General features: G+C 63.5%; 20 protein-coding genes. 11 read left to right on the top strand and 9 right to left on the bottom strand.

The window, feature by feature from the left end:
* Nucleotides 1-169: 169 nt before the first annotated feature.
* The 7 genes from AWB70_RS33750 to AWB70_RS33715 form a co-directional block, all read right to left on the bottom strand.
* Complete coding sequence (locus tag AWB70_RS33750) at nt 170-1042, bottom strand: triphosphoribosyl-dephospho-CoA synthase (protein WP_053569779.1); 873 nt, start codon at nt 1040-1042, stop codon at nt 170-172.
* On the bottom strand, nt 1029-1967 hold the full coding sequence (locus AWB70_RS33745) for an ATP-grasp domain-containing protein (RefSeq protein ID WP_235024410.1): 939 nt from the start codon (nt 1965-1967) through the stop codon (nt 1029-1031). The genes AWB70_RS33750 and AWB70_RS33745 overlap by 14 nt, the downstream gene beginning before the upstream one ends.
* Entirely contained in the window at nt 1964-2947 is a 984-nt protein-coding gene (gene mch / locus AWB70_RS33740) for a methenyltetrahydromethanopterin cyclohydrolase (protein ID WP_014251686.1), read from the bottom strand. Before mch ends, AWB70_RS33745 begins: the two co-directional genes overlap by 4 nt.
* 3 nt (nt 2948-2950) lie before the next feature.
* Nucleotides 2951-4114 carry an ATP-grasp domain-containing protein gene (locus AWB70_RS33735; RefSeq protein ID WP_053569781.1) on the bottom strand — a complete coding sequence of 388 codons (1164 nt, stop codon included), beginning with the start codon at nt 4112-4114 and terminating at the stop codon, nt 2951-2953.
* Nucleotides 4111-5040 (bottom strand): NAD(P)-dependent methylenetetrahydromethanopterin dehydrogenase, encoded by a 930-nt coding sequence (locus AWB70_RS33730; RefSeq protein ID WP_014251688.1) that lies wholly within the window; start codon nt 5038-5040, stop codon nt 4111-4113. The genes AWB70_RS33735 and AWB70_RS33730 overlap by 4 nt, the downstream gene beginning before the upstream one ends.
* A gap of 37 nt (nt 5041-5077) precedes the next feature.
* On the bottom strand, nt 5078-6133 hold the full coding sequence (locus AWB70_RS33725; protein ID WP_053569782.1) for a beta-ribofuranosylaminobenzene 5'-phosphate synthase family protein: 1056 nt from the start codon (nt 6131-6133) through the stop codon (nt 5078-5080).
* Nucleotides 6134-6890: 757 nt separating this feature from the next.
* On the bottom strand, nt 6891-7268 hold the full coding sequence (locus AWB70_RS33715) for a 4a-hydroxytetrahydrobiopterin dehydratase (protein WP_014251690.1): 378 nt from the start codon (nt 7266-7268) through the stop codon (nt 6891-6893).
* Nucleotides 7269-7627: 359 nt separating this feature from the next.
* Here AWB70_RS33715 and AWB70_RS33710 point away from each other — a divergent pair, with 359 nt between their 5' ends.
* The 11 genes from AWB70_RS33710 (at nt 7628) to AWB70_RS33660 (ending at nt 18459) form a co-directional block, all read left to right on the top strand.
* Nucleotides 7628-9439: a methanol/ethanol family PQQ-dependent dehydrogenase gene (locus tag AWB70_RS33710; protein ID WP_014251691.1), complete on the top strand. Its 1812-nt coding sequence runs from the start codon at nt 7628-7630 to the stop codon at nt 9437-9439.
* An 87-nt stretch (nt 9440-9526) separates the two neighbouring features.
* Nucleotides 9527-9946: a c-type cytochrome gene (locus AWB70_RS33705; protein WP_014251692.1), complete on the top strand. Its 420-nt coding sequence runs from the start codon at nt 9527-9529 to the stop codon at nt 9944-9946.
* Between the two features lie 59 nt (nt 9947-10005).
* The gene (locus AWB70_RS33700) at nt 10006-10920 is read left to right on the top strand and encodes a substrate-binding domain-containing protein (protein WP_053569783.1); all 915 of its coding nucleotides are present in this window, start codon (nt 10006-10008) and stop codon (nt 10918-10920) included.
* Nucleotides 10917-11663, top strand: a complete 747-nt coding sequence (locus AWB70_RS33695) for a hypothetical protein (protein ID WP_053569784.1) — start codon at nt 10917-10919, stop codon at nt 11661-11663. Before AWB70_RS33700 ends, AWB70_RS33695 begins: the two co-directional genes overlap by 4 nt.
* A gap of 641 nt (nt 11664-12304) precedes the next feature.
* Complete coding sequence (locus AWB70_RS33690; RefSeq protein ID WP_014251695.1) at nt 12305-13279, top strand: LysR family transcriptional regulator; 975 nt, start codon at nt 12305-12307, stop codon at nt 13277-13279.
* Complete coding sequence (locus tag AWB70_RS33685) at nt 13276-14208, top strand: quinoprotein relay system zinc metallohydrolase 2 (RefSeq protein ID WP_053569785.1); 933 nt, start codon at nt 13276-13278, stop codon at nt 14206-14208. Before AWB70_RS33690 ends, AWB70_RS33685 begins: the two co-directional genes overlap by 4 nt.
* Nucleotides 14209-14228: 20 nt before the next feature.
* Nucleotides 14229-15095 carry a quinoprotein dehydrogenase-associated SoxYZ-like carrier gene (locus AWB70_RS33680; protein ID WP_053569786.1) on the top strand — a complete coding sequence of 289 codons (867 nt, stop codon included), beginning with the start codon at nt 14229-14231 and terminating at the stop codon, nt 15093-15095.
* Nucleotides 15092-16024: an MBL fold metallo-hydrolase gene (locus AWB70_RS33675; protein WP_053569787.1), complete on the top strand. Its 933-nt coding sequence runs from the start codon at nt 15092-15094 to the stop codon at nt 16022-16024. Before AWB70_RS33680 ends, AWB70_RS33675 begins: the two co-directional genes overlap by 4 nt.
* A 28-nt stretch (nt 16025-16052) precedes the next feature.
* Nucleotides 16053-16361 carry an EthD family reductase gene (locus AWB70_RS33670; protein ID WP_045452786.1) on the top strand — a complete coding sequence of 103 codons (309 nt, stop codon included), beginning with the start codon at nt 16053-16055 and terminating at the stop codon, nt 16359-16361.
* A 190-nt stretch (nt 16362-16551) separates the two neighbouring features.
* On the top strand, nt 16552-17166 hold the full coding sequence (locus AWB70_RS33665; RefSeq protein ID WP_053569788.1) for a TetR/AcrR family transcriptional regulator: 615 nt from the start codon (nt 16552-16554) through the stop codon (nt 17164-17166).
* A gap of 69 nt (nt 17167-17235) precedes the next feature.
* Nucleotides 17236-18459 carry a YbfB/YjiJ family MFS transporter gene (locus tag AWB70_RS33660; RefSeq protein WP_053569789.1) on the top strand — a complete coding sequence of 408 codons (1224 nt, stop codon included), beginning with the start codon at nt 17236-17238 and terminating at the stop codon, nt 18457-18459.
* Here the strand turns inward: AWB70_RS33660 and AWB70_RS33655 are convergent.
* The gene (locus tag AWB70_RS33655) at nt 18456-19199 is read right to left on the bottom strand and encodes a Pr6Pr family membrane protein (protein WP_053569790.1); all 744 of its coding nucleotides are present in this window, start codon (nt 19197-19199) and stop codon (nt 18456-18458) included. The two genes, AWB70_RS33660 and AWB70_RS33655, sit on opposite strands and share 4 nt — an antisense overlap.
* An 81-nt stretch (nt 19200-19280) precedes the next feature.
* Nucleotides 19281-20483: a formaldehyde dehydrogenase, glutathione-independent gene (fdhA, locus tag AWB70_RS33650; protein ID WP_053569791.1), complete on the bottom strand. Its 1203-nt coding sequence runs from the start codon at nt 20481-20483 to the stop codon at nt 19281-19283.
* Nucleotides 20484-20501: the final 18 nt, after the last annotated feature.

Below are 20501 nucleotides of genomic sequence, written 5' to 3'. Positions count from 1 at the left end.
CTGTTCCTCCAGTGGATTTGGTTCTAGGGACTAGCGACTTGCTCTCGACTCGCGACGGTTGACCCTCAAGCCGCGCAAGGCTCGCGGTGCGCCCGATTCACGATGCGACCGCTCAACCGCGAACTTCCTAACATGTTCCGTGCCAATTTTCGTCCGCGCACGGCGCGCTTCATGCATTCGATGTCGATGCCGCGCTCGTCATCAACGCGACGAAGAGCGTCGCCACCGCAAGGTCCGCGCTCGTGCCCGGATTGATGCCGCGCGCCTTCAATGCGGCGTCCCACGCATCGAGTTCAGGCGACTGCGCGGGACGGCCCGCCGCACGCCATTCCGCGCGATGCTTCGCCGCGTCGCGCGTGACACTTTGCGCCACCGCCGCGCCAAGCTTCCGCACAATGTGTGAGTCGGGCCAGCCGCACAGAAACGCAAGGAACGCGTCGAGCATCGCGCGATGCTCGCTCGACGGCGAAACCGCGCCGGCCGCGTCGAGGCCCGCGCCGAAGATGTCGGCGAAACCGTTCTCATATTGACGCGCGATGCTGTCGCGCCCGGCCGCGAGCCCCATCGCGGCGCGCAAGGTCACAGTCGGCTGCGCGTGGACGGACTGCTCGGGCGCGTCGCCGAGTCCGCCCGGATTCGCAAGCGCGATCGCGCGATAGGCAAGGCGCGCATCGTCGATATCCAGTTCGGCGAGCACGCGCTCCGTTTCCCGATGCCAGGACGCGGCATCCAGGGATTCCATGCGCTCCAGCGCCGCGCACAAGGGCGCTGCAAGCAGCACGATGCCGAGATTGGTGTTGCAGCCGGCCGCATCGAACGTGCGGCGCACGGCGTCGAGAATGCGCGCGCCCACGCGTGCGCCCGGCGTGAACAAACCCGCCGCCGCCGCGCCCGCGCTCGCGATGAATTGCGCCGACGTCATGCCGTGCCCCGCGCTCGCGACGCTCACGTTGCCGGGCTTCATCGTCTCGACATCGAGCCGGCATGCACGCAGGAACGCCGCGCGCGCGCGCTCGGCAAGCGGCGCGCTAGGCGTGTTCATCGCCGCTGGCGAGCGCGAGCGCGCCCGTCGATCGGGGCAGCTTGCGGTCGAGCAGATCGTCGACGAGCAAGGTCGCGATATCGAGCGGCGTCACCGATTGCAGGCCGCGCCACGCCGCGACGCCGTTCACTTCGAGCACGACGGGCCGCCCGCCTTCGGCTGGAATGAGATCGACGCCCGCGTAATCGAGCCCGAGCGCCGCGGTTGCGCGAACGGCGATATCGGCGAGCGCGGGCGTGATGTCCGCCGGCTCGCAGCGCGCGCCGCGCGCGAAGTTGTGGATCCAGTCGTCGCCGCCGACGCGCTTCATCGCCGCGAGCGCCCGGCCGCCGATCACGAGCACGCGCCAGTCGAAACCGGGCGCGCCCGCATCGACATAACGCTGCAGATACGCGACCTGGCTGAACGGTTTGAGCGAGGGCAGACGCACGCCGGGCTTCCTGAGGCCTTTACCCTGCGAGCCGAAAAGCGGTTTCATCACGACCTGACGGCCCGCCGCGGCCTCGCGCATCAGCACGCGCTGCGCATGCGCGGCGGATTCGGCGGCCCACGTCGCGGGCGTCGGCACGCCGTAGCGGTTGAGCAGAAAGCTCGTCATCGATTTGTCGACGCTGCGCTCGATCGCGCGCGCATCGTTATAAACCGGCACGCCGCATTCGCGCAGCGCGTGAAGAATGCCGAGCCGCAACGTCACCTGCTCGAACGTGCCGCCCGCGATGCCGCGCACGAACACCGCGTCGGGCAGCGTGTGGCCGTAGCCGGGAATCGCAAGGCCGTGAGGCGGCCAGGTCGTATCGATGCGGCAATCCGCGAGATCGACGCAACGCGCCTCCACGCCGCGCGCGCGAAACGCTTTTCTAAGGCGGCTGGTGTGCCAGCCGGTTTCGTCGGTCATGATGGCCACGCGCAACGCCGGCAGGCTCATGACGCGCTCCATTGCGCTTCGAGCAACGCGCGATCGACCTTGCCGCCGTGATACGTCGCGCCGCTTTCGAGGCTCGACACCCAGACCTCGGCGGGCGCGAACAGCGCCGGGTCGATCTGATAGAAGTCGTAGTTGAACGACGTGAAGATATCGGCGAACGGCCGCCCGTAATCGCGCGCGTTCGACGAGGGCAGTTCGGCCGCGAGACGCTTCGCGGCGGCATCGCTTTTCACGGTCAGATGCACGCGGCCGCCGTAGAGAATCGCGTCGTTGGTGCGGCCCATCGCCTGGATGCCGTCGGGCGCGGGCGGCGGCAAGGGCGCGCTGCCGCTGCCTTCCACGATCTCGCTCAGGCTCACGCCCAGCACATGGGTCTTGTGCAGCGCCACTTCCACGACGCGCGCGACGACTTGCACCGTGCCCGCCACAGAGTGCGTCGGCGTCACGGCGATCACGAGCTGCTCGGGCGCGAGGCCGCAGTCGCCCAACACCTTGTCGATGACGACCTGCGGCGGCAGCCGGTCCACTTCCATCACGAGCGCGCCGCGATCGTTCCGGTCGCGGTAGCCGAGTTCGTCGAAAAGCGGTTCCTTGCATGCGAGCGCGCGCGCGGGACCTGAGCCGAGCGAGAAGAACTTCTTGCCGCCCGTCTGTTCTTTCGTCGCGGAAAGGCTCCAGCCCGCGTACTGACTCGCGAGGCAGGCGAGAACCGGATTGCTCGTATGCACTTCGATGAAGACCGGCCAGAGCGGCGCGTGATCGAATGCAACGCGCCGCGCCACGCGTCCGAGCCCGCCCATGCAGATGCGCGCGATCAGGATGCCCGCTTCGGCGCTGCCTTTCGCGTTCACGCCCGCATCGACGATGACGGTGCCGCCATCGGTGCGCGTGATCTCGACGGCAAGACGCGCGGCATCGTCGATGAGGCGCGCGACGAGCCGCTCGCTCGATGCGTTGACGCTGATAGGCGGAGATGTCATGAGTCAGACCGTATTGATGCGTTGCAGAAGACGCGCGCACTCGCGATCCAGCGCGTCGCGCAAGTCGGGGAAGGCGTCGGCCGTCGCGGTCATCGTGCAGACCGGCTGGCCCGCTTCGATGCGCGCGCCGACGAGCGGCACGTCGTGGCATGCCGGATCGGCGAAGCAGGCGTCGCTGAATGCGCGCGACGCGGTGAAGCCATCGGGCGCGAACACGACGCGCTGCCCGGCAAAGAGCGGCGGCGCCTGCATGAGCGTGTCGGGCGCATGCGGCAGCTCGCCGTGCAGACACGCGTCGAGATGCGCGCCGATCAGCCCGCGCGGCCACGCGTCGGGCCATGCGGCTTCGTAGAGCGCCATCGTCGACGAAGGGCGCGTGTTGATTTCAAGCACGCTGAAGGTCTCGCCGTCGAGCAGAAAATCGATGCTGTTCAGGCCCGTGAGGTCCGTCTGCCAGACGATTCGTTCGATCGCCTCGACGATGCGCGCGGCGATGCGCTGCGGCAGTTGCACCGGCCCGAGCGAGCCGGCGTGCACGAAGGGCAACCGGCCGGCTTCGACCGTCAGTTGCTCCGCGAAACCCATCACCGATGCCTCGCGATGCGCCGCGACGAAAAGCGCGGACATCGAACGGCCTTGCGCGAGCCGCTGGAAATACGCGCCGTCGGGCACGCGTTCGACATCGCTCGCCCATTGGATATGCGTGCCGCCGCAGCCGTCGGAGCGCTTCACGAGCCAGCCGCGCGGGTCGGCGGGCCGCGTATGACGCACCTCCGGGTGTGCAATATGCGCTTCGTCAAGCAGCGCGAAAAAGCGCCGCGGATCGCGCACCGCCGCCGCCTGCGCGCCGTTGCCGATGAAGCGCGGCACGCGCGGTGCGCACGAGAGTTCATCGGCAAGCGGTTCGAGGCCACTCGTGACGATGAGGCCGAGCATGCGTGGCAGGCGCGCGGCGTGTTCGAGCGCATCGAAAAGACGCGCGCGATCGATCAAAAGCCCTTGTCCGCCTGCAGCGCCGATATCGAACCACATGCCCGCGTGCTCGCGCGTGTCGCGGTCGCCGAAGATATCGAGCGCGACGACGTTCAGCCCCGCGCGCGCCGCCGACTGCGCGACGAGGCGCGCCGACAACCCGGCGACGGCCACGCGCGGCGCGCGCGTCATCATGAGCTTTGTCCCGCGACGATCGCGCGCGCTTCGTCGAAGGCCTCGGGAAAGCCGAGATACACGGGCTTGCCGCCAGTGCGCATGCGCAGGAAGAGCCGATGCTCCGCCTGATACTTCACGTTGCCGATGGCGAGCGCGCCGATGCCGACCGCGTCCGAACGCGCCGCGCCCGCGAGTGGCTTGCCGTCGTCCATGACGTTGACGCCCGCGATGCCTTCGGGCGGCACGGCGTTGACGTCGGCGGCGATCAGCAGATTCCTGCCATGCGCGAGATCGGCGGAGGTCATCACCTGCACGCCGGCCACCGCGGTCGCGAACACGACTTCCGCGCGCGCGAGTTCGCGATGCAGTTGATCGGGCGTGCCGGTCGCGACGCCCGAGGTCGCGATATCGAAGCGCCGGTTGATTTCGTCGCTCACTTGCGTGGCGCGCGACTGGCTCGAATGGCTGGCGACCGCGACATCCGCGCCGAGCGACGCGGCCATCGCCGCCGCGACGCGCCCGACCGCGCCCGTGCCGCCGAGAATCAGCACGCGCTTGCCGCCGAGATCGACGGAATGCGCGGTCCTCAGATGCTTTTCCGCGAGCGCGACGAGCGCGGCGGCGGTTGTGTACGCGCCGCTCGGATCGGCGAAGACCGAGACTTCGAAGGGCGGGACCATTGCGTTGCGCGCTCTTTCGAGCATGTCGGCGGCGAGCATCACGTCGCGTCCGCCGATGAAGATGCCGGTGCGCGACACGCCTTTCGGCCCGCGCGAGAAGATCGCATCCTGCGTGAGCTGCACGACGCTGTCCTCGCCGACGTTGCAGTAGGGCACGAGGATCTGATAGCCGGCATCGGCGGCCATGTTCACATCGAACGGGCTCATTTGCGGCGTCGCGGTGAACATGTGCAGGACGTAGGGTCGTTCGGTGGCTTCGGGCATGGCGATGGACTCGTTTGTCGTGTGGTGATGTCTCTGTTCAGGCGGCGTTCGCCCCGTGCTGGCGCGGCTCGGCCGCGCGCCAGGTCGCGCCTCTGTTGCGTCCCGCTGCGAGGGTGAAGGCGAGCGGCGCGCCTTGCGACACGCGTTCGGCTGCGGCGCGGGCGCGCTCGGCATCCTGCGCGCTCGCGACGAAGGCGAAGCCGACGGGTCCCCACGAGGTCTGTCCGATGCCGGCTTTCTGCTCGGCGGCGACGGCTTCGAGCGCGCGCGCGACGGCGGGGCTCGCGAACACGCCGCCTTGCACGGGCGCGAAGTATTCACCGATGGTGTGCTGCATATCGCAGAGGGCGTCGGCGAAGGTGTCGAAGTCGTGTTCCGCGACCGCGGGCAGGATTCGCATCAGGACGAGATGCGAGAGATGCGCGGCGAGCGTCGCCGGAAAGGGCGCGAGCGATGCGAGGCCGCGTTTTTCCTCGTCGCCGTGCAGGCCTTCGCGCGAGGTGTCGTCGATGAGCAGGACGCGCCATGCTTCGGGAAACGGCTGACGTGCGATGAGCGGCGGCAGTGCCGTCGATGTTGTCGTGGACGCGTTGCGGCCGCCATCGACAATCAGTCCGCCGTGATCGAAGCCATGTATGCCGATGCCGGAGCGTGCGCCGCGCGCGAGGATTCTGGCGATATCGGCGGTGCTGGCCGCGTGGCCTTTGACGCGGGCGAAGGCGGTGCCGAGCGCGAGGGCGAGTTGCGTGCCGGAGCCTAGCCCCGTGTGAGGGCGAGGTGTTTCGTGCACCTCGATGTCGATCGTCGGGCCGTCTTCTCCGCTTTCACCTAGCGCGGTGTGGAGCTGCCTTAGGTAATGCGCTATGCGGGCGCGCTGGGCATCGCTCGTGGTGCCTTCGATTCGCGGATCGTTGCGTCGTGATGCGGGCGCTTGACGCGCGGTGATGCGCGTCGCGTGCGCGTCGATGGCGAGACCGATGCTGCCGAAGGTGCGGCCCAGCGAGCCGTTCGGATCGATGAAGCCGAGATGCAGGCGCGATGGGGACTCGACTGTGATCGCTGAGGGCGGGGTCAGGCGTCCGGGGGATGGCATCGAGGTCCTTTTTTGCGGCGGGGTTTTTTGGGGCTTTGGGGGTTAGGCAAATCCTGTACCAGGTTTTGATCTGGTTTTGGTTTTTGCTTTTCGGTTTTCGGTTTTTGTTTTGGTTTCGTGGAACTTGCTTTGTTGTTGGTTTATTAGCACTGCCCCTCCCCGGGGCGGGGGTAACTTTCTTTGCTGCTGCAAAGAAAGTCACCAAAGAAAGCAGCTTTGTCACCGCCCGCGGTCACACGCAGTTTGGCCACTTTTCTCCTCGGGGAACGGCCCTCGCCTAAAGAGTGCCCTCACAGGCCCAATCGGGCTTGGATCGCGCACGGTCTGACAAGCCATAACTTTGAGCGCGCTGGTTCAGCACGAAATAGCTTCGGCACAGCGCTTTGCGCTGCCGCTGGGTATGAGAGGGAAACCAGTGGGACACGAATGCGCACGCAAACCCGATTAGCCCATCGGCCGCGAAGCGGGCCGGAGCTTGAAATGGCTGTACCGGTTCGTTAAGCGGCGCGATGTGACGGATCGTGCGCGATCCAAGCCCGATTGGGCCTATGGGGGCACTCTTTAGGCGAGGGCCGTTCCCGGAGGAGAAGAGTGGCCAACGTGCGTGTGACCGCGGGCGGTGAGAAGGCTGCTTTCTTTGGTGACTTTCTTTGCAGCAGCAAAGAAAGTTACCCCCGCCCCGGGGAGGGGCAGTGCTAATAGACCGACACCAAAGCAAGTTCCACCTAAACCAAAACCAAAAAGCAAACCCAAACCCCTACCCGTCATACTTGATATACCGAAACCGCTGATCATCCGAAGGCGTCCCTTCAAGAGGCCCACCTTCCTTCCCAGGCTGCCACTGCACGACCTCTTCGATCTTGGAAGCCAAAGCAAAGTCCTTATCAGTAATGCCCTTGGCAGAATGAGTCTTCAGCTTGACCACAACAAAAGCATAAGAAACCGTCAAATCCGGATGATGCCAGGCCGCTTCGGCCAGATGCCCTACCGTATTGACCACCATAAGCGTTCCCTTCCAGCTCTCTGTCTTGAACTTGCGCCTGAGCCATCCATCCTCGAGATACCAATGCGCGAGCGTACCCGTCAGACGTTGCTGGATTTCCTCGTCGGAATAGACCTTCTCGGCTTGAGCCATGACAACCGCCTCCATTCAAAGAACGCGAGCCACAAGTATGCGCCGCTTGCGAGAGCACCGCACCATCGCACAAAACACATGCTGCGACGCGTCATGTCACGCGTTCTGCTTCGCGTATTTGACACAGTATGTGTCGCTACCCGATAAAAACCCGTCCGCTAACGACAGCATCACGCGTCGAATTCCCGATTTAAGGCAGCACGGAAGAAACCGGCATGGAATATGCAATTGGCCTCTCTACGCAAAAGCCCGGCTATGTACCGGGCGAGGCGCAGCTCGTTACCTGCATTTGAAGGCGCGCACGATGCAACCGGTAGCGTAGTCACCTGGGTCGGAAGCATCACCATTCTGGAGGAGACATGAACTTACGCACCCTGGTTCTTGGACTGGCGGTGGCAGCGACGGCAGGCCTGAATTCTTATGTCGCTCAGGCCGACTCGCAGCTCGATAGCCTGATCAAGAATCCCTCGAACTGGGCGGCGCAAGCGGGCGATTATTCGAATCACCGCTATAGCACGCTCAAGCAAATCAATGAAAACAACGTCGGCAAGCTACAGGTTGCCTGGACCATGTCGACAGGTGTGCTGCGCGGCCATGAAGGCTCGCCGCTCGTCATCGGCGAAACGATGTATATCCACTCGCCATTCCCTAACAAAGTTATCGCCATCAACCTGAAGGATCAGACCTTCATCTGGCAATACCAGCCGAAGCAGGACAATCAGGTCATCTCGGTGATGTGCTGCGATACGGTCAACCGTGGTCTCGCTTATGGCGACGGCAAGATCTTCCTGCAGCAAGCCGATACCAAGCTCGTCGCACTCGACGCCAAAACCGGCGACGTCGTATGGAGCGCGCAGAACGGCGATCCGAAGAAGGGCGAAACCAACACCAATGCGCCGCACGTCTTCGGCGACAAGGTGCTGACCGGCATCTCCGGCGGTGAGTTCGGCGTGCGCGGACGTCTCGTCGCGTACAACATCAAGGACGGCAAGGAAGTGTGGAAGGCCTATAGCGTAGGCCCCGACAACGAAATGCTGTTCGACCCGCAAACGACGATGACCTGGGCGGACGGCAAGATGGTGCCGGTCGGCGCGGACTCGTCGCTCAAGAGCTGGCAGGGCGATCAGTGGAAATACGGCGGCGGCACCACATGGGGCTGGTACGCGTGGGACCCGAAACTCAACCTTGTGTACTACGGCTCGGGCAATCCGGGCACGTGGAACCCGACACAGCGCCCCGGCGACAACAAATGGTCGATGACCATCTTCGCCCGCGATCTGAATACGGGCAAGGCGAAGTGGGTCTATCAGATGACGCCTCACGACGAGTGGGACTATGACGGCGTCAACGAGATGATCCTGTCGGACCTGAACATCGGCGGCAAGAAAGTGCCCGCGATCGTTCACTTCGACCGCAATGGCTTCGGCTATACGTTGAATCGCGATACAGGCGAACTGCTCGTCGCGCAGAAGTTCGATCCGGCCGTGAACTGGGCCGATAGCGTCGATCTGAAGAGCGGCCTGCCGATTCGCAATGCGAGCTATTCGACGCAGAAGGCCGGTCCCGATCACAACGTGAAGAACATCTGCCCCGCGGCGCTCGGCTCGAAGGATCAGCAGCCGGCCGCATTCGACCCGAACTCCAGCCTGTTCCTCGTGCCGACGAATCATGTCTGCATGGACTACGAGCCGTTCCAGGTCGATTACGTGGCGGGTCAGCCGTTCGTGGGCGCGACGCTCTCGATGTATCCGGGCCCGAACGAGAAGGGCGCGATGGGTAACTTCATCGCGTGGGATGCCTCGAAGGGCAAGATCGTGTGGTCCAAGCCGGAGAAGTTCTCGGTCTGGTCCGGCGCGCTCGCGACCGCCGGCGGCATCGTGTTCTACGGCACGCTCGAAGGCTATATCAAGGCAGTGCGCATCAAGGACGGCAAGGAGCTGTGGAAGTTCAAGACGCCGTCCGGGATCATCGGCAACGTGTTCACGTATCAGTTCCAGGGCAAGCAATACGTCGGCGTGTATTCGGGCATCGGCGGCTGGGCTGGTATCGGCATGGCGGCGGGTCTCGAGAAGTCGACGGAAGGCCTCGGCGCAGTGGGCGGCTACAAGGACCTCGCGAAGTACACGGCTCTTGGCGGCACGCTCTTCGTGTTCGCGATTCCGGGTGGTTGATTGAGTTGATCGAAGCACAGCGCGGCGGCCGCAATGGCCGTCGCGCGAAATACCCCCTATACAAGACATGTTCAAGGAGTCCGACGTATGAAAGGCCGATCACTCTTGCTGCTCTCGATGACGCTCGCTGCGTCGTCCGCTTCGTTCGCCCAGACGCCGTCGAGCGCTGGACAGATGAAGCCGGTCGCGTACAAGGTCGTCGATGGCAACAAGGTCGACAGTGACACGCTACAGGGCTGGAAAACCTGGCGCGCGCTGGCGTGCGAACGCTGTCACGGGGCGAAACAGGAAGGTATGGTCGGCCCGTCGCTGATCGATGCTTTGAAGACGCTGGACAAGAACGAGTTTCATCGCACGGTGTTTGGCGGGCGTGTGGACAAGGGCATGCCCGACTTCAGCTCCAGCCAGATGATGCAAAAGAATTGGGAGAACCTCTATGCGTATCTGAAGGGGCGCTCCGACGGCAAGATCAACCCGGGCGACCTGCAGGCAATCGATGCAAAATGAAGACGCCGGGCGCATGACGCGCCAACGTCTGATGATTGCTCTCATTCCCGGAGGTATCGATGTCTGATCGTAATGCAAGCCGCGCCGCTTCGTTCCGATTCGCGGCCGCACTCTGCGCGGCGCTCGCGGCGTTCTCGGCGCAACCCGTTTTCGCGCAGCAGGGGGCGAGCGCCCCGCCGCCCATTCTGCCGAACAACGATGGCGCGGACGGCGTGCTGCGCGTGTGCGCCGACCCGAACAACATGCCGCTCTCGAACAAGAAGGGCGAGGGTTACGAGAACAAGATCGCGAGTCAGATGGCGAGCGATTTCGGCTATAAGCTCGAATACACGTATTGGCCGCAACGCATGGGTTTCGTGCGCAATACTTTGCGCGAAAAGGTGCCGCAGTCGGAGCGCTTCAAATGCGATTTGATCATCGGCGTGCCGAAGGGTTATGAACTCACGGCGACTACGCGCCCGTATCTGCATTCCACTTATGCGATGGTGTTTCCGAACAAGCCCGAATACGCGAGCATCAAGTCGCCGTCGGACCTGATGAACCTGCCGCCCGACCAGCTCAAGAAGATGAAGCTAGGCATCTTCGTAAAGAGCCCCGCGGTCGATTGGCTGCTCAGAAATAATCTGATCGATCAGGCGGTGTCGTATCAGGGGCAAAGCGGCGATCCCGAGGCCTTTCCGGGCGAGATGATCGAACACGATCTGGTGCAGGGCAACGTCGATGCGGCTTTCGTATGGGGGCCGATTGCGGGCTATTTCGCCAATCGCTCCGATAACAAGGTGCGCCTCGTGCCGTTTCCTGCGGGCCAGCCGATTCGTTTCGACTACGAGATATCGATGGGCGTGCGTTATGGCGAGAAAGCATGGCGCGACAAGGTCGATAACTGGATAGCGTCCAATCAGCCGAAGATCGATCAGATTCTTTCGGGTTATCAGGTTCCTTTGCTGCCATTGCAGCCGGTGGCCGCGCAATGAGGCGCATATACGGGGGTGCGCTTTGCGCATGGTCTATCGCGTTCGCGGCATTGATGGCGTCGCCTGCGGCGGGCGCCGCGGATGCGCCTGCCGCGTCTGCGCCGGGCGTCGATATCAAGCCGGCTGAGCGCTTGCTGTTCATGCAATCGCACATGGATGGCGTCGAGCCGCAGACCGAGCTGGATTATGCGGTGGATTATTCCGGGCCGCCGTCGAAGGTCAACGATACGTTGCGTGTGCTTGTCGTGAGTCCGGGCAACAGCAAGAACGACGCGCGCGTGACGGATCGCACCGGCAATGTGAATGTGCCCGGCGGGCTGCCGTGCAATCCGGTGATCATCTATTTTCTGGAGCACGATATCGCGGAGATGGAGCAACTGACCGGCGGACAGCGGCGCTATTTCCAGCAGCGTGTGCGGATGGCGCTGGCGGCCGGGCCGCAGATTACGACGGTGTCGAGCGAGGCGCTCGGGCTGGGGAAGCATCCCAAGGCTCAGCAGATCGTCATTCAGCCTTATTTGAATGATCCGAATTCGGAGCGGTTCAGTAAGTACACGGGCAAACGGTATACGTTCGTCATGGCCGATGACGTGCCCGGGCGGTTGCTGATGATTCGCACGGAAGTGCCGGGGGAGGGGAATGATTTTGCGCATCCGCTGCAGAAGGAGACGATTGCTTATCAAGGGGCTTTGAAGAATATGGGTTCTCCGAAGGCTTCGAATGGGCCTCGGGCTAGTCGGTAAGGTTTTTTTGGGTGGATCCCGTTTTCGTGTCGGTCTATTGGCACTGCCCCTGTGCGGGGCGGCACCTACTTTCTTTGCTGCTGCAAAGAAAGTAGGCAAAGAAAGCAGCTCGTTCAAGCCCGCGGTCACACGCAGTTTGGCCACTTTTCTCCTCGGAGAACGGCACTCGCCTAAAGAGCGCCCTCGAAGGCCCAATCGGGCGTGGATCGCGCACGGTCTGACAAACCATAACTTTGAGCGCACTGGTGCAGCACGAAATAGCTTCGGCACAGCGCTACGCGCTGCCGTTGGGTATGCAGGGGAAACCGCACGCAAACCCGATTGACCCGTCGGCCGCGAAGCGGGCTGGAGCTTGAAATGGCTGTACCAAGAAATTAAGTCGCGCGATGTGACAGACCGTGCGCGATCCAAGCCCAGTTGGGACTCTGAGGGCACTCTTTAGGCGAGGGCCGTTCCCCGAGGAGAAAAATGGCCAAACTGCGTGTGACCTCGGGCGGTGACAAAGCTGCTTTCTTTGGTGACTTTCTTTGCAGCAGCAAAGAAAGTTACCCCCGCCCCGGGGAGGGGCAGTGCTAATTAACCAACACGAAAACAGGTTCCACGAAGACCCGAAGCACACCACCCCAACCCCCAAAACCTCCGTGAATTTCATCCGTTCCCTAACCCTGCGCCAGCTCCAAATCTTCGTGATAGCGAGCCGCTGCCCCAGCTTCGCCCGCGCAGCCGAGGAACTCCACCTCACACAACCCGCGGTATCGATGCAAATCCGCCAACTCGAAGAAGCCATAGGCCTTCCGCTCTTCGAACGCGTAGCGCGACGTCTCGCGCTGACAGAAGCCGGCGAACGCCTGTCGCATCACGCAACCCGCATACTCGGCGAAATCAAGGACGCCGAAGACGCGATGATGTCGCTCACGCAAGCCGACAGCGGCTCGATAGCGGTCAGCATCGTCAGTTCCGCAACGTACTTCGCGCCCAAGCTCCTCGCGCTCTATTCGCAACAGTTCCCGAAAGTCGATGTGCACTTCTCCGTCGGCAATCGCGAAACGCTCCTGCGACTGCTGCAAGACAATGCCACCGATCTCGCCATCATGGGCCGCCCGCCGCCCGAACTGGGCACGACAGCCGAGCCGCTCGCCTATCATCCGCATGTGATCATCGCGCCGCTCTCGCATCCACTGCGTCAGGCACGCGGCTTCGATCTGCAGGAACTCGCCAGCGATACGTTCCTTCTGCGCGAACCGGGCTCCGGCACGCGCGCGGTCGCCGAACACGTCTTTCGGCAAAACCTCTTCGTGCCCGCGCGCAGCGTCACGCTCGGCAGCAACGAAACGATCAAGCAGGCCGTCATGGCCGGCATGGGCGTGAGCCTCATTTCGCTGCACACGCTGTCGCTCGAACTGCGCACCGGCGAAATCGCCGTGCTCGACGTGAACGGCACGCCCGTCGAACGAACCTGGCAACTCGTGCATTCGCGCTCCAAACAACTCTCGCCCACCTGTCTCGCGTTCCGGCGCTTTCTCCTCGAAAACGCCGAGCCGTTTCTCGAACGTGAATACGCGCAGTTCGGCCTGCGTAGGCCAAAACGGCTCGCTGAAGCGGGCAGCGGCCGATGACCGGCGCATCCGCGTGGCGTCATGTAGCGTTCTTCATACTGATCGCATGCGCGGCCATCGCGCGTGGCGAAACCGCGCTCTCGATGACGCAAGTCGCGCCGGGCAACTACGCGCACCGCGGTCACGATGACGTCGCGACGCGCGCGAACGGCGGCGACATCGCCAATGTAGGCTTCATCGTCGGCACGCGTTGCGTCGCAGTGGTCGATACCGGCGGCACGCTCGCCGAAGGCCGCGCGTTGCGCGCCGCAATACGCGCGGTCACGGCGCTGCCGGTTTGCTACGTCATCAACACGCACATGCATCCGGATCACATCTTCGGCAATGCCGCGTTCAAGGACGATCACCCTCAGTTCGTCGGCAGCAAGGCGCTCGCGCAGGCGGAAGCCTCGCGCGCCGACAACTACATGCGCGCGCTGAATCGCGAACTGGGCGACGTGGCCGCGGGCAGCGAAATCGTCGCGCCGACGATGACGATCGACGGCAGCGGCAGCATCGATCTCGGCGGACGCACGCTGACGCTGCGCACATGGAAAACGGCGCATACCAACAACGATTTGACGGTATACGATGAGAAGAGCGGGACCTTGTGGACGGGCGATCTTTTATTCGCAGGCTGCATTCCTGTGATCGATGGCAGCGTCGTCGGCTGGCTCGACGACATCGCGCGCATTCGGCAGATGAATCCGCGTCATGTCGTGCCGGGACACGGCCCGCTCGACCCGCCCTGGCCGCAATCGCTCGACGCCGAGGAACGCTATCTCGCGAATCTGGCCCGCGATGTGCGTGCGGCCATCAAGCGAGGCGAAACGATCCGGCAGGCCGTCGATAACATCGGCGTCGATCAGAAGGACAAGTGGCTCCTGTACGACCTCTATCACCGTCGCAACGTGACGGCCGCGTATGCGGAACTCGAATGGGAGCAGTAGCGCAGCATCGGAGGGACATCATGAAGACAGCATGGTCCGGCGTTCGCGTGACGGCGGTCGCGTGTCTCGCGGTCGCGGCGCTCGCGCCTCATGTCGCGCAAGCGGCGCAACCCGAGGACGATCCCGACAAAGTGGCGCGCTGGCTCGACTTCAAGGAAGGCACGTTCAAGGGCCGCGCCATCGAGACCCACGGCGATGCGGTCATCAAGCTCGATGCCCCCGCGCGCGCCGCGGATGCCTCCGTCGTGCCGATTGCGATCAATGCGCAATTCCCGCAGACGCCGTCGCATTACATCAGGAAGATCTATCTCTTCATCGATGAAAACCCCGAGCCGTATGCGGGCTCGTTCGAGTTCACGCCGGAGTCGGGACTCGCGACGATCGAAACGCGCGTGCGCGTGGAAGACTATACGTTCATGCGCGCAATCGCGGAAACCAATGACGGCAAGCTCTATAGCGCGATTCGCTTCGTGAAGGCGTCGGGCGGCTGCTCGGCGCCCGCGGACAAGGACGAAGACGCCGCCGAGCGCGCGGCAGGGCAACTCAGGCTTCAGGCCGAAGGGCAGGCTGTCGCGGGCAAGCCCGAGCTTGCACAGTTGATGGTGCGTCATCCGAACCGCACGGGCATGGCGATGAATCAGGTCACGCGGAACTATGCGACGGCGTACTTCATTCGCAAGATATCGGTCACGTATGCCGATAAGCCAGTGATGACCGCGAACGTCAATTTCTCGATCAGCGAGAACCCGAATGTTCGCTTTTATTTTGTGCCGAGTGCGAACGGCGAATTGAAGGCGCAGGTCGAGGATACGAAAAACAAGCAGTGGGGCGGCGCCGTCGCGGTGACTGCGCAGCCAGGCGGCGGGCAAACGTCGGCGATGAAATGACGCGGCGCGGCCTGCAAGCGCTCGTCTGTGCGCTGCTGTTCGCAGCAAGCGCGCTCGCGCATGCGGCGATGCGCGGCATGCCCGCGCCTGTCGCGATCGCGCCGGGCGTCTATGCATTCATCGGCGACAGCGATGCAGTCGCGCCGAAGAATAGCGGTATCGTCGCGAACAATGGCTTTATCGTCGGCACGGATGGCGTGACCGTGATCGATACGGGATCGTCCTACCGCTATGGCCGCGCGATGATCGAGGCGATCCGCACGATCACGCCCTTGCCGGTGAAGCTCGTCATCATCACGCATCAGGCGCCCGAGTTTGTGTTCGGCGCGGCGGCGTTCCGCGACGACGGCGTGCCGATCCTCGCGCATGCGCGCACGGCGCAACTGATCCGCGAGCGTTGTTCGATCTGCCTCGCGAATCTGCGCAAGACGCTAGGCGAAGACGAAATGGCCGGCTCGCGCGTGACCGTGCCCGATCAAACCGTGAACGGTACGACCGAGATCGACAGCGGCGGACGCAAGCTGCAACTGCTGCACTTCGGCCCCGCGAGCACGCCGGGCGATCTCGCCGTGCTCGACACGCAAAGCGGCGTGCTCTTCGCGGGCGGGCTCGTATCCAACGGACGCATTCCCGAACTGCGCAACGAGCAGATTCCCGGCTGGCTCGCCGCGCTGGAACATCTGCGCGCACTCGATCTGAAGACGGTGGTGCCCGGCTTCGGCGCGCCTTTGCGCGGCGACGGCATCATGCAGACGGGTGTCTATCTGCGCGAGCTGGATGCGTCGGTGCAGCGCGCATACAAGAGCGGGATCGGCCTCACCGAGGCGATGCACACCGTTCAGGTGCCCGCATTCAAGAACTACAAGCTCTATGCGATCGCGCAACCGCAGAACGTGCAGCGCGTCTATCTGCAACTCGAGAAGCAGTAATGCCGTACCACCCACAGGAGACAGGACGATGGCCCAGATCGTAGCGCTATACAAGAATCCGCCCGACACGAAAGCATTCGACGACTACTACGCCTCGACGCATGCGCCGCTCGCGAAGACGCTGCCGGGCCTGCGGCGCTATGAAATCAGCACGGGGCCGGTCGTGGCGGCATCGGGCGATTCACCGTATCACCTCGTTGCGCTGCTGCAGTTCGATTCGCTCGACGCGATCAAAGCCGCACTCGAATCGCCCGAAGGACAGAAGACCGCCGCCGATCTCGGCAATTTCGCGCAAGCCGGCGTCGAACTGCTGATGTTCGATACGAAAGAAGCCTGACCGCGTCCACGCCTTCGGGGATGCAGGCGCGTCCTCGAAGCGCTCCGTCTTTCCTCAGTCGATTCCTTCGCAAAAAACGAAACCCGCCTCGCGTCATGGAGATTTCGCGCGGTTTTGTATCCATCGATATATAATCGTTTTGTATCGTCCGATATAGAACATCGGCGCGACGAATCGATGGAGCACGACCATGGCGCGACCGCGCAATTTCGACGAAGACAGCGTGCTGGACGCCGTTGCCGATGCGTTCTGGACGCACGGCTACGACGGCACTTCCACGCGTGATCTCGTGCAGTACACGGGCCTTACGCAACCGAGTCTCTACAACGCGTTCGGCGACAAGCGCGCGCTCTTTCTGCGCGCGCTCCAGCACTATCTCGACAACACGTTGCGCGAGCGCATCCAGCGGCTCGAATCGACGATGACGCCTTCTCGCGCGATCACCGCGTTTTTTCGCGAGATCATCGAACGTTCGGTGTCGGATGCGCATCGGCGCGGCTGCATGCTGGTCAATGCGGCGCTCGGCGCATCGCCGGAGGACGACGCGTTTCGCGAACTCATTGCAGCAGAAATGTCCGTGCTGCGTGCGTTCTTCGAGCGCTGCATGAAGGCTGGCCTGAAAAGCGGCGACATCGAGCGCGTGGTGTCCGCCGAAGCCGCCGCATCCAGCCTGCTCGCCTTGCTGATCGGCGTGCGCGTGCTGGCGCGCGTCGATCCGGAGCCGGCGGTGCTGACTGGCGCTGTCGCGCCCACGCTGGCGATGCTGAAGCTCCCGCCGCTCGGCCTGACCGCCGGCAAGCGCTAGTTCTTCAATTCTTCTCACGTTACATCGACCGGCCGCGTGCTGCCACGCACGGCTGCGGGAGCTTTCGTCATGTCGAATCAAACGGGATCGGCCGCACGCGCCGATCAAAACGCTTCACTCGATGCACGCACGCTCTTCGCCATGCTGGCGGGCTTTTGCGCGAGTCTCGTGGCGATCGGCCTTGCGCGCTTCGCCTATACGCCGCTCATACCGCCGCTCATCGAAGCGCACTGGTTCACGTCGTCGCAAGCGGTGACGCTCGGCGCGGCGAATTTCGCGGGCTATTTCGCGGGCGCGCTCTTTGGCCGCGCGATAGCGAATGCGCTCACGAACCGTCACGCGCTGCGTCTCCTGATGGCCGTGGCGACGGCCGCGTTTTTCGCGTGTGCCTATCCGTTGTCGATAACGTGGTTCTTTGCGTGGCGCTTTCTATCGGGGCTGTCGGGCGGCGCGATCATGGTGCTCGTCGCCACGACGATCCTGCCGCACATTCCGCCCGCGCGTCGTGGCTTCGCGAGCGGGATGATCTTTCTCGGCCTGGGCTTCGGTATCGCCGCATCGGGCACGCTGATACCGAAGCTCATCCCGCACGGCCTCTACGACACCTGGATCGGTCTTGGCGTGTTCTCGCTCGTGCTCACCGCGATAGCGTGGTTCGGCTGGCCCGCGTCGGCTCCGCCAGCCGCGGCAACACAGCGCGCGGCGATCCGTTCCACCGCGCATCACGGCACGCGTCTGCGCCTTCTCTACGCGCAATATGCGGCGAATGCGTTCGGCCTCGTGCCCGCAATGATTCTGCTCGTCGACTGGATCGCGCGCGGCTATGGGCGCGGGGCGGAAGTGGGTGCGCGCTACTGGGTGCTGTATGGCGTCGCGGCGATATTCGGGCCGCTTATCTGCGGCAACGTGGGCGATCGCATCGGCTTTCGTCTGGCATACCGTTATGCCTTGTTGGGGCAGGCGTGCGCGGCGGCGCTGCTGGCGTTATCGGCGAATCCGACTGCGATTGCCGTCGCAACCGTCGCGCTCGGGATCTTCACGCCGGGAATCGTGCCGCTCGCGCTTGGCCGCGTGCATGAACTACTGCCGCACGATCACACCGAGCAGCGCGCCGCATGGAGCAGGGCGACATCCGCATTTGCGCTGTGCCAGGCGCTCGCGGGATACGGCTATTCGTTTCTGTTCTCGCACACGCACAACAACTACGCGCTGATCTTTGCGTGCGGCGCGTGTGCGCTGGCGCTTGCCTTTATTGCGGATCTCGTCGTGAACCGCGAGCGCGCACAAAGTTAGTCGACGCCGCCGGAAGACGAATCGCCCGACTCGACTTCCGGATCGGCCACGTTCAAGTCCTGACGCCGGTGATTGATCACGAGAAACACGCTCATCAGCACGATGAACGCGCCGACGAGCATCGTCGCATTGACGAGCACGCGTTCATAGCCGAGTTCCGTAACATTGATGAATGGATAAGGATAGAAGTCGGACAGGCTGCCGCGCCATAGCGTGATGCAAAGATAAGACAGCGGATAGACGAGCCAGAATGCGCATCGCCGCCACGACAGATGAAAGCGCGGCACGAACAGCAGCCAGTACAAGGCAGCCAGCGCGGGCACGACCGTATGCAGCGATTCATTGACGAGGGCGCGATAACCCGACGGCGTCCACAGATAGCGCAGCAATGCGTTATACGCGATCCCGACGAAGACGATATACACGACCACCGCGGTGATGACGGTCGGCTTGCGAAAGAACCGGGCCAGCGGAAATTGCGCGCGCGTCGCGACACAAGTGAAACAGAACGCGGTGAGCAGCACCGTCACGTTCGTCAGATAGCTGCTCATGCGCGCGAGGCCATCGAACACGGTATAGCCGCGATTCACGAGCCGCGCGACGGTGATATCCGTTTGCGCTGCGAACGCGAGCCACGCGATCATCGCAATGGCGGCCGCGACGGCGAGTGACGCGGTGCTCGGTGTGTGAAGCGGCAATTCGGGTTCGTGCCGCGAGCGTTTGTAAAGTGCATTCGACATGCCGCCATTTTAGCGACCCGCGGCAAAACGCAAACGCCCGCATCGAATGCGGGCGTTCGAGCGTTGAAACAGGTGGTTATGTCAGGCGGCTGCCAGCAAACTGCCATGTGGATCGATGACGAATTTCTTAGGCACGCCCGAATCGAATTCGGCATAGCCACCGGGTGCATGATCGAGTTCGATGACGGACACGTTCACGACTTCGGCGATGTTCAGGCGGTCCCAGAGGATCGCTTGCATCAGATTGCGGTTGTACTTCATCACGGGCGTTTGCCCCGTGAAGAAGGAATGCGACTTCGCCCAGCCGAGGCCGAAGCGCACCGAGAGACTGCCGTGCTTCGCGGCGGCGTCGGTGGCGCCGGGATCGTCGGTGACGTAGAGGCCCGGAATGCCGATCTTGCCCGCCGCGCGCGTGATTTCCATCAGCGAGTTGAGCACGGTGGCGGGCGCCTCGGCTTGCGAGCCCGAGTGTCCATGACCGCGCGCTTCGAAGCCGACGCAATCGATCGCGCAATCCACTTCCGGCTCGCCGAGCAGCGCCGCGATCTGTTCAGCCAGCGATGCATCCTTGGATAGATCGACGGTCTCGAAGCCGACTTTTCGCGCATGTTCGAGACGCACCGGATTCACGTCGCCGACGATGGTGACGGCCGCGCCGAGCAGTCTCGCGGACGCGGCAGCGGCAAGGCCGACCGGACCCGCGCCCGCCACATACACCGTCGAGCCCGGTCCGACGCCCGCCGTCACTGCGCCGTGATAACCGGTCGGCAGGATATCGGACAGGCAGGTGAGATCGCGAATCTTGGCCATTGCGCGATCGCGGTCGGGAAACTTCAGCAGATTGAAGTCCGCATACGGGACCATGACGTATTCCGCCTGACCGCCGATCCAGCCGCCCATGTCGACATAGCCATAGGCGCCGCCGGCGCGCGCGGGGTTCACGGTCAGGCAGACACCGGTGTTCTGCGCTTTGCACATCGGGCAACGGCCGCAGGCCACGTTGAACGGCACGGAAACGAGATCGCCTTTTTGCAGCGTCGTGACGTCCGCGCCGACCTCGATCACTTCGCCCGTGATCTCATGGCCGAGCACAAGCCCCGCGGGTGCGGTCGTTCGGCCGCGGACCATATGCTGATCCGATCCGCAGATATTCGTCGCGACGACTTTGAGTATCACGCCATGATTGGCCTTGCGGCCGGCAGGGTCCACCAGTTCCGGAAACGCGATGCTGCGCACTTCGACTTTTCCCGGCCCTACATACACCACTCCACGATTGCCTGACATGCTGTCTCCTGATGAAAT

Origin of the sequence: Caballeronia cordobensis (genome assembly GCF_001544575.2) — a bacterium.
In the GTDB taxonomy this organism is placed as follows: Bacteria; Pseudomonadota; Gammaproteobacteria; order Burkholderiales; family Burkholderiaceae; genus Caballeronia; species Caballeronia cordobensis.
The sequence above is the reverse complement of the archived record's forward strand: the minus strand, read 5'-3'. Positions and strand labels throughout refer to the sequence as shown.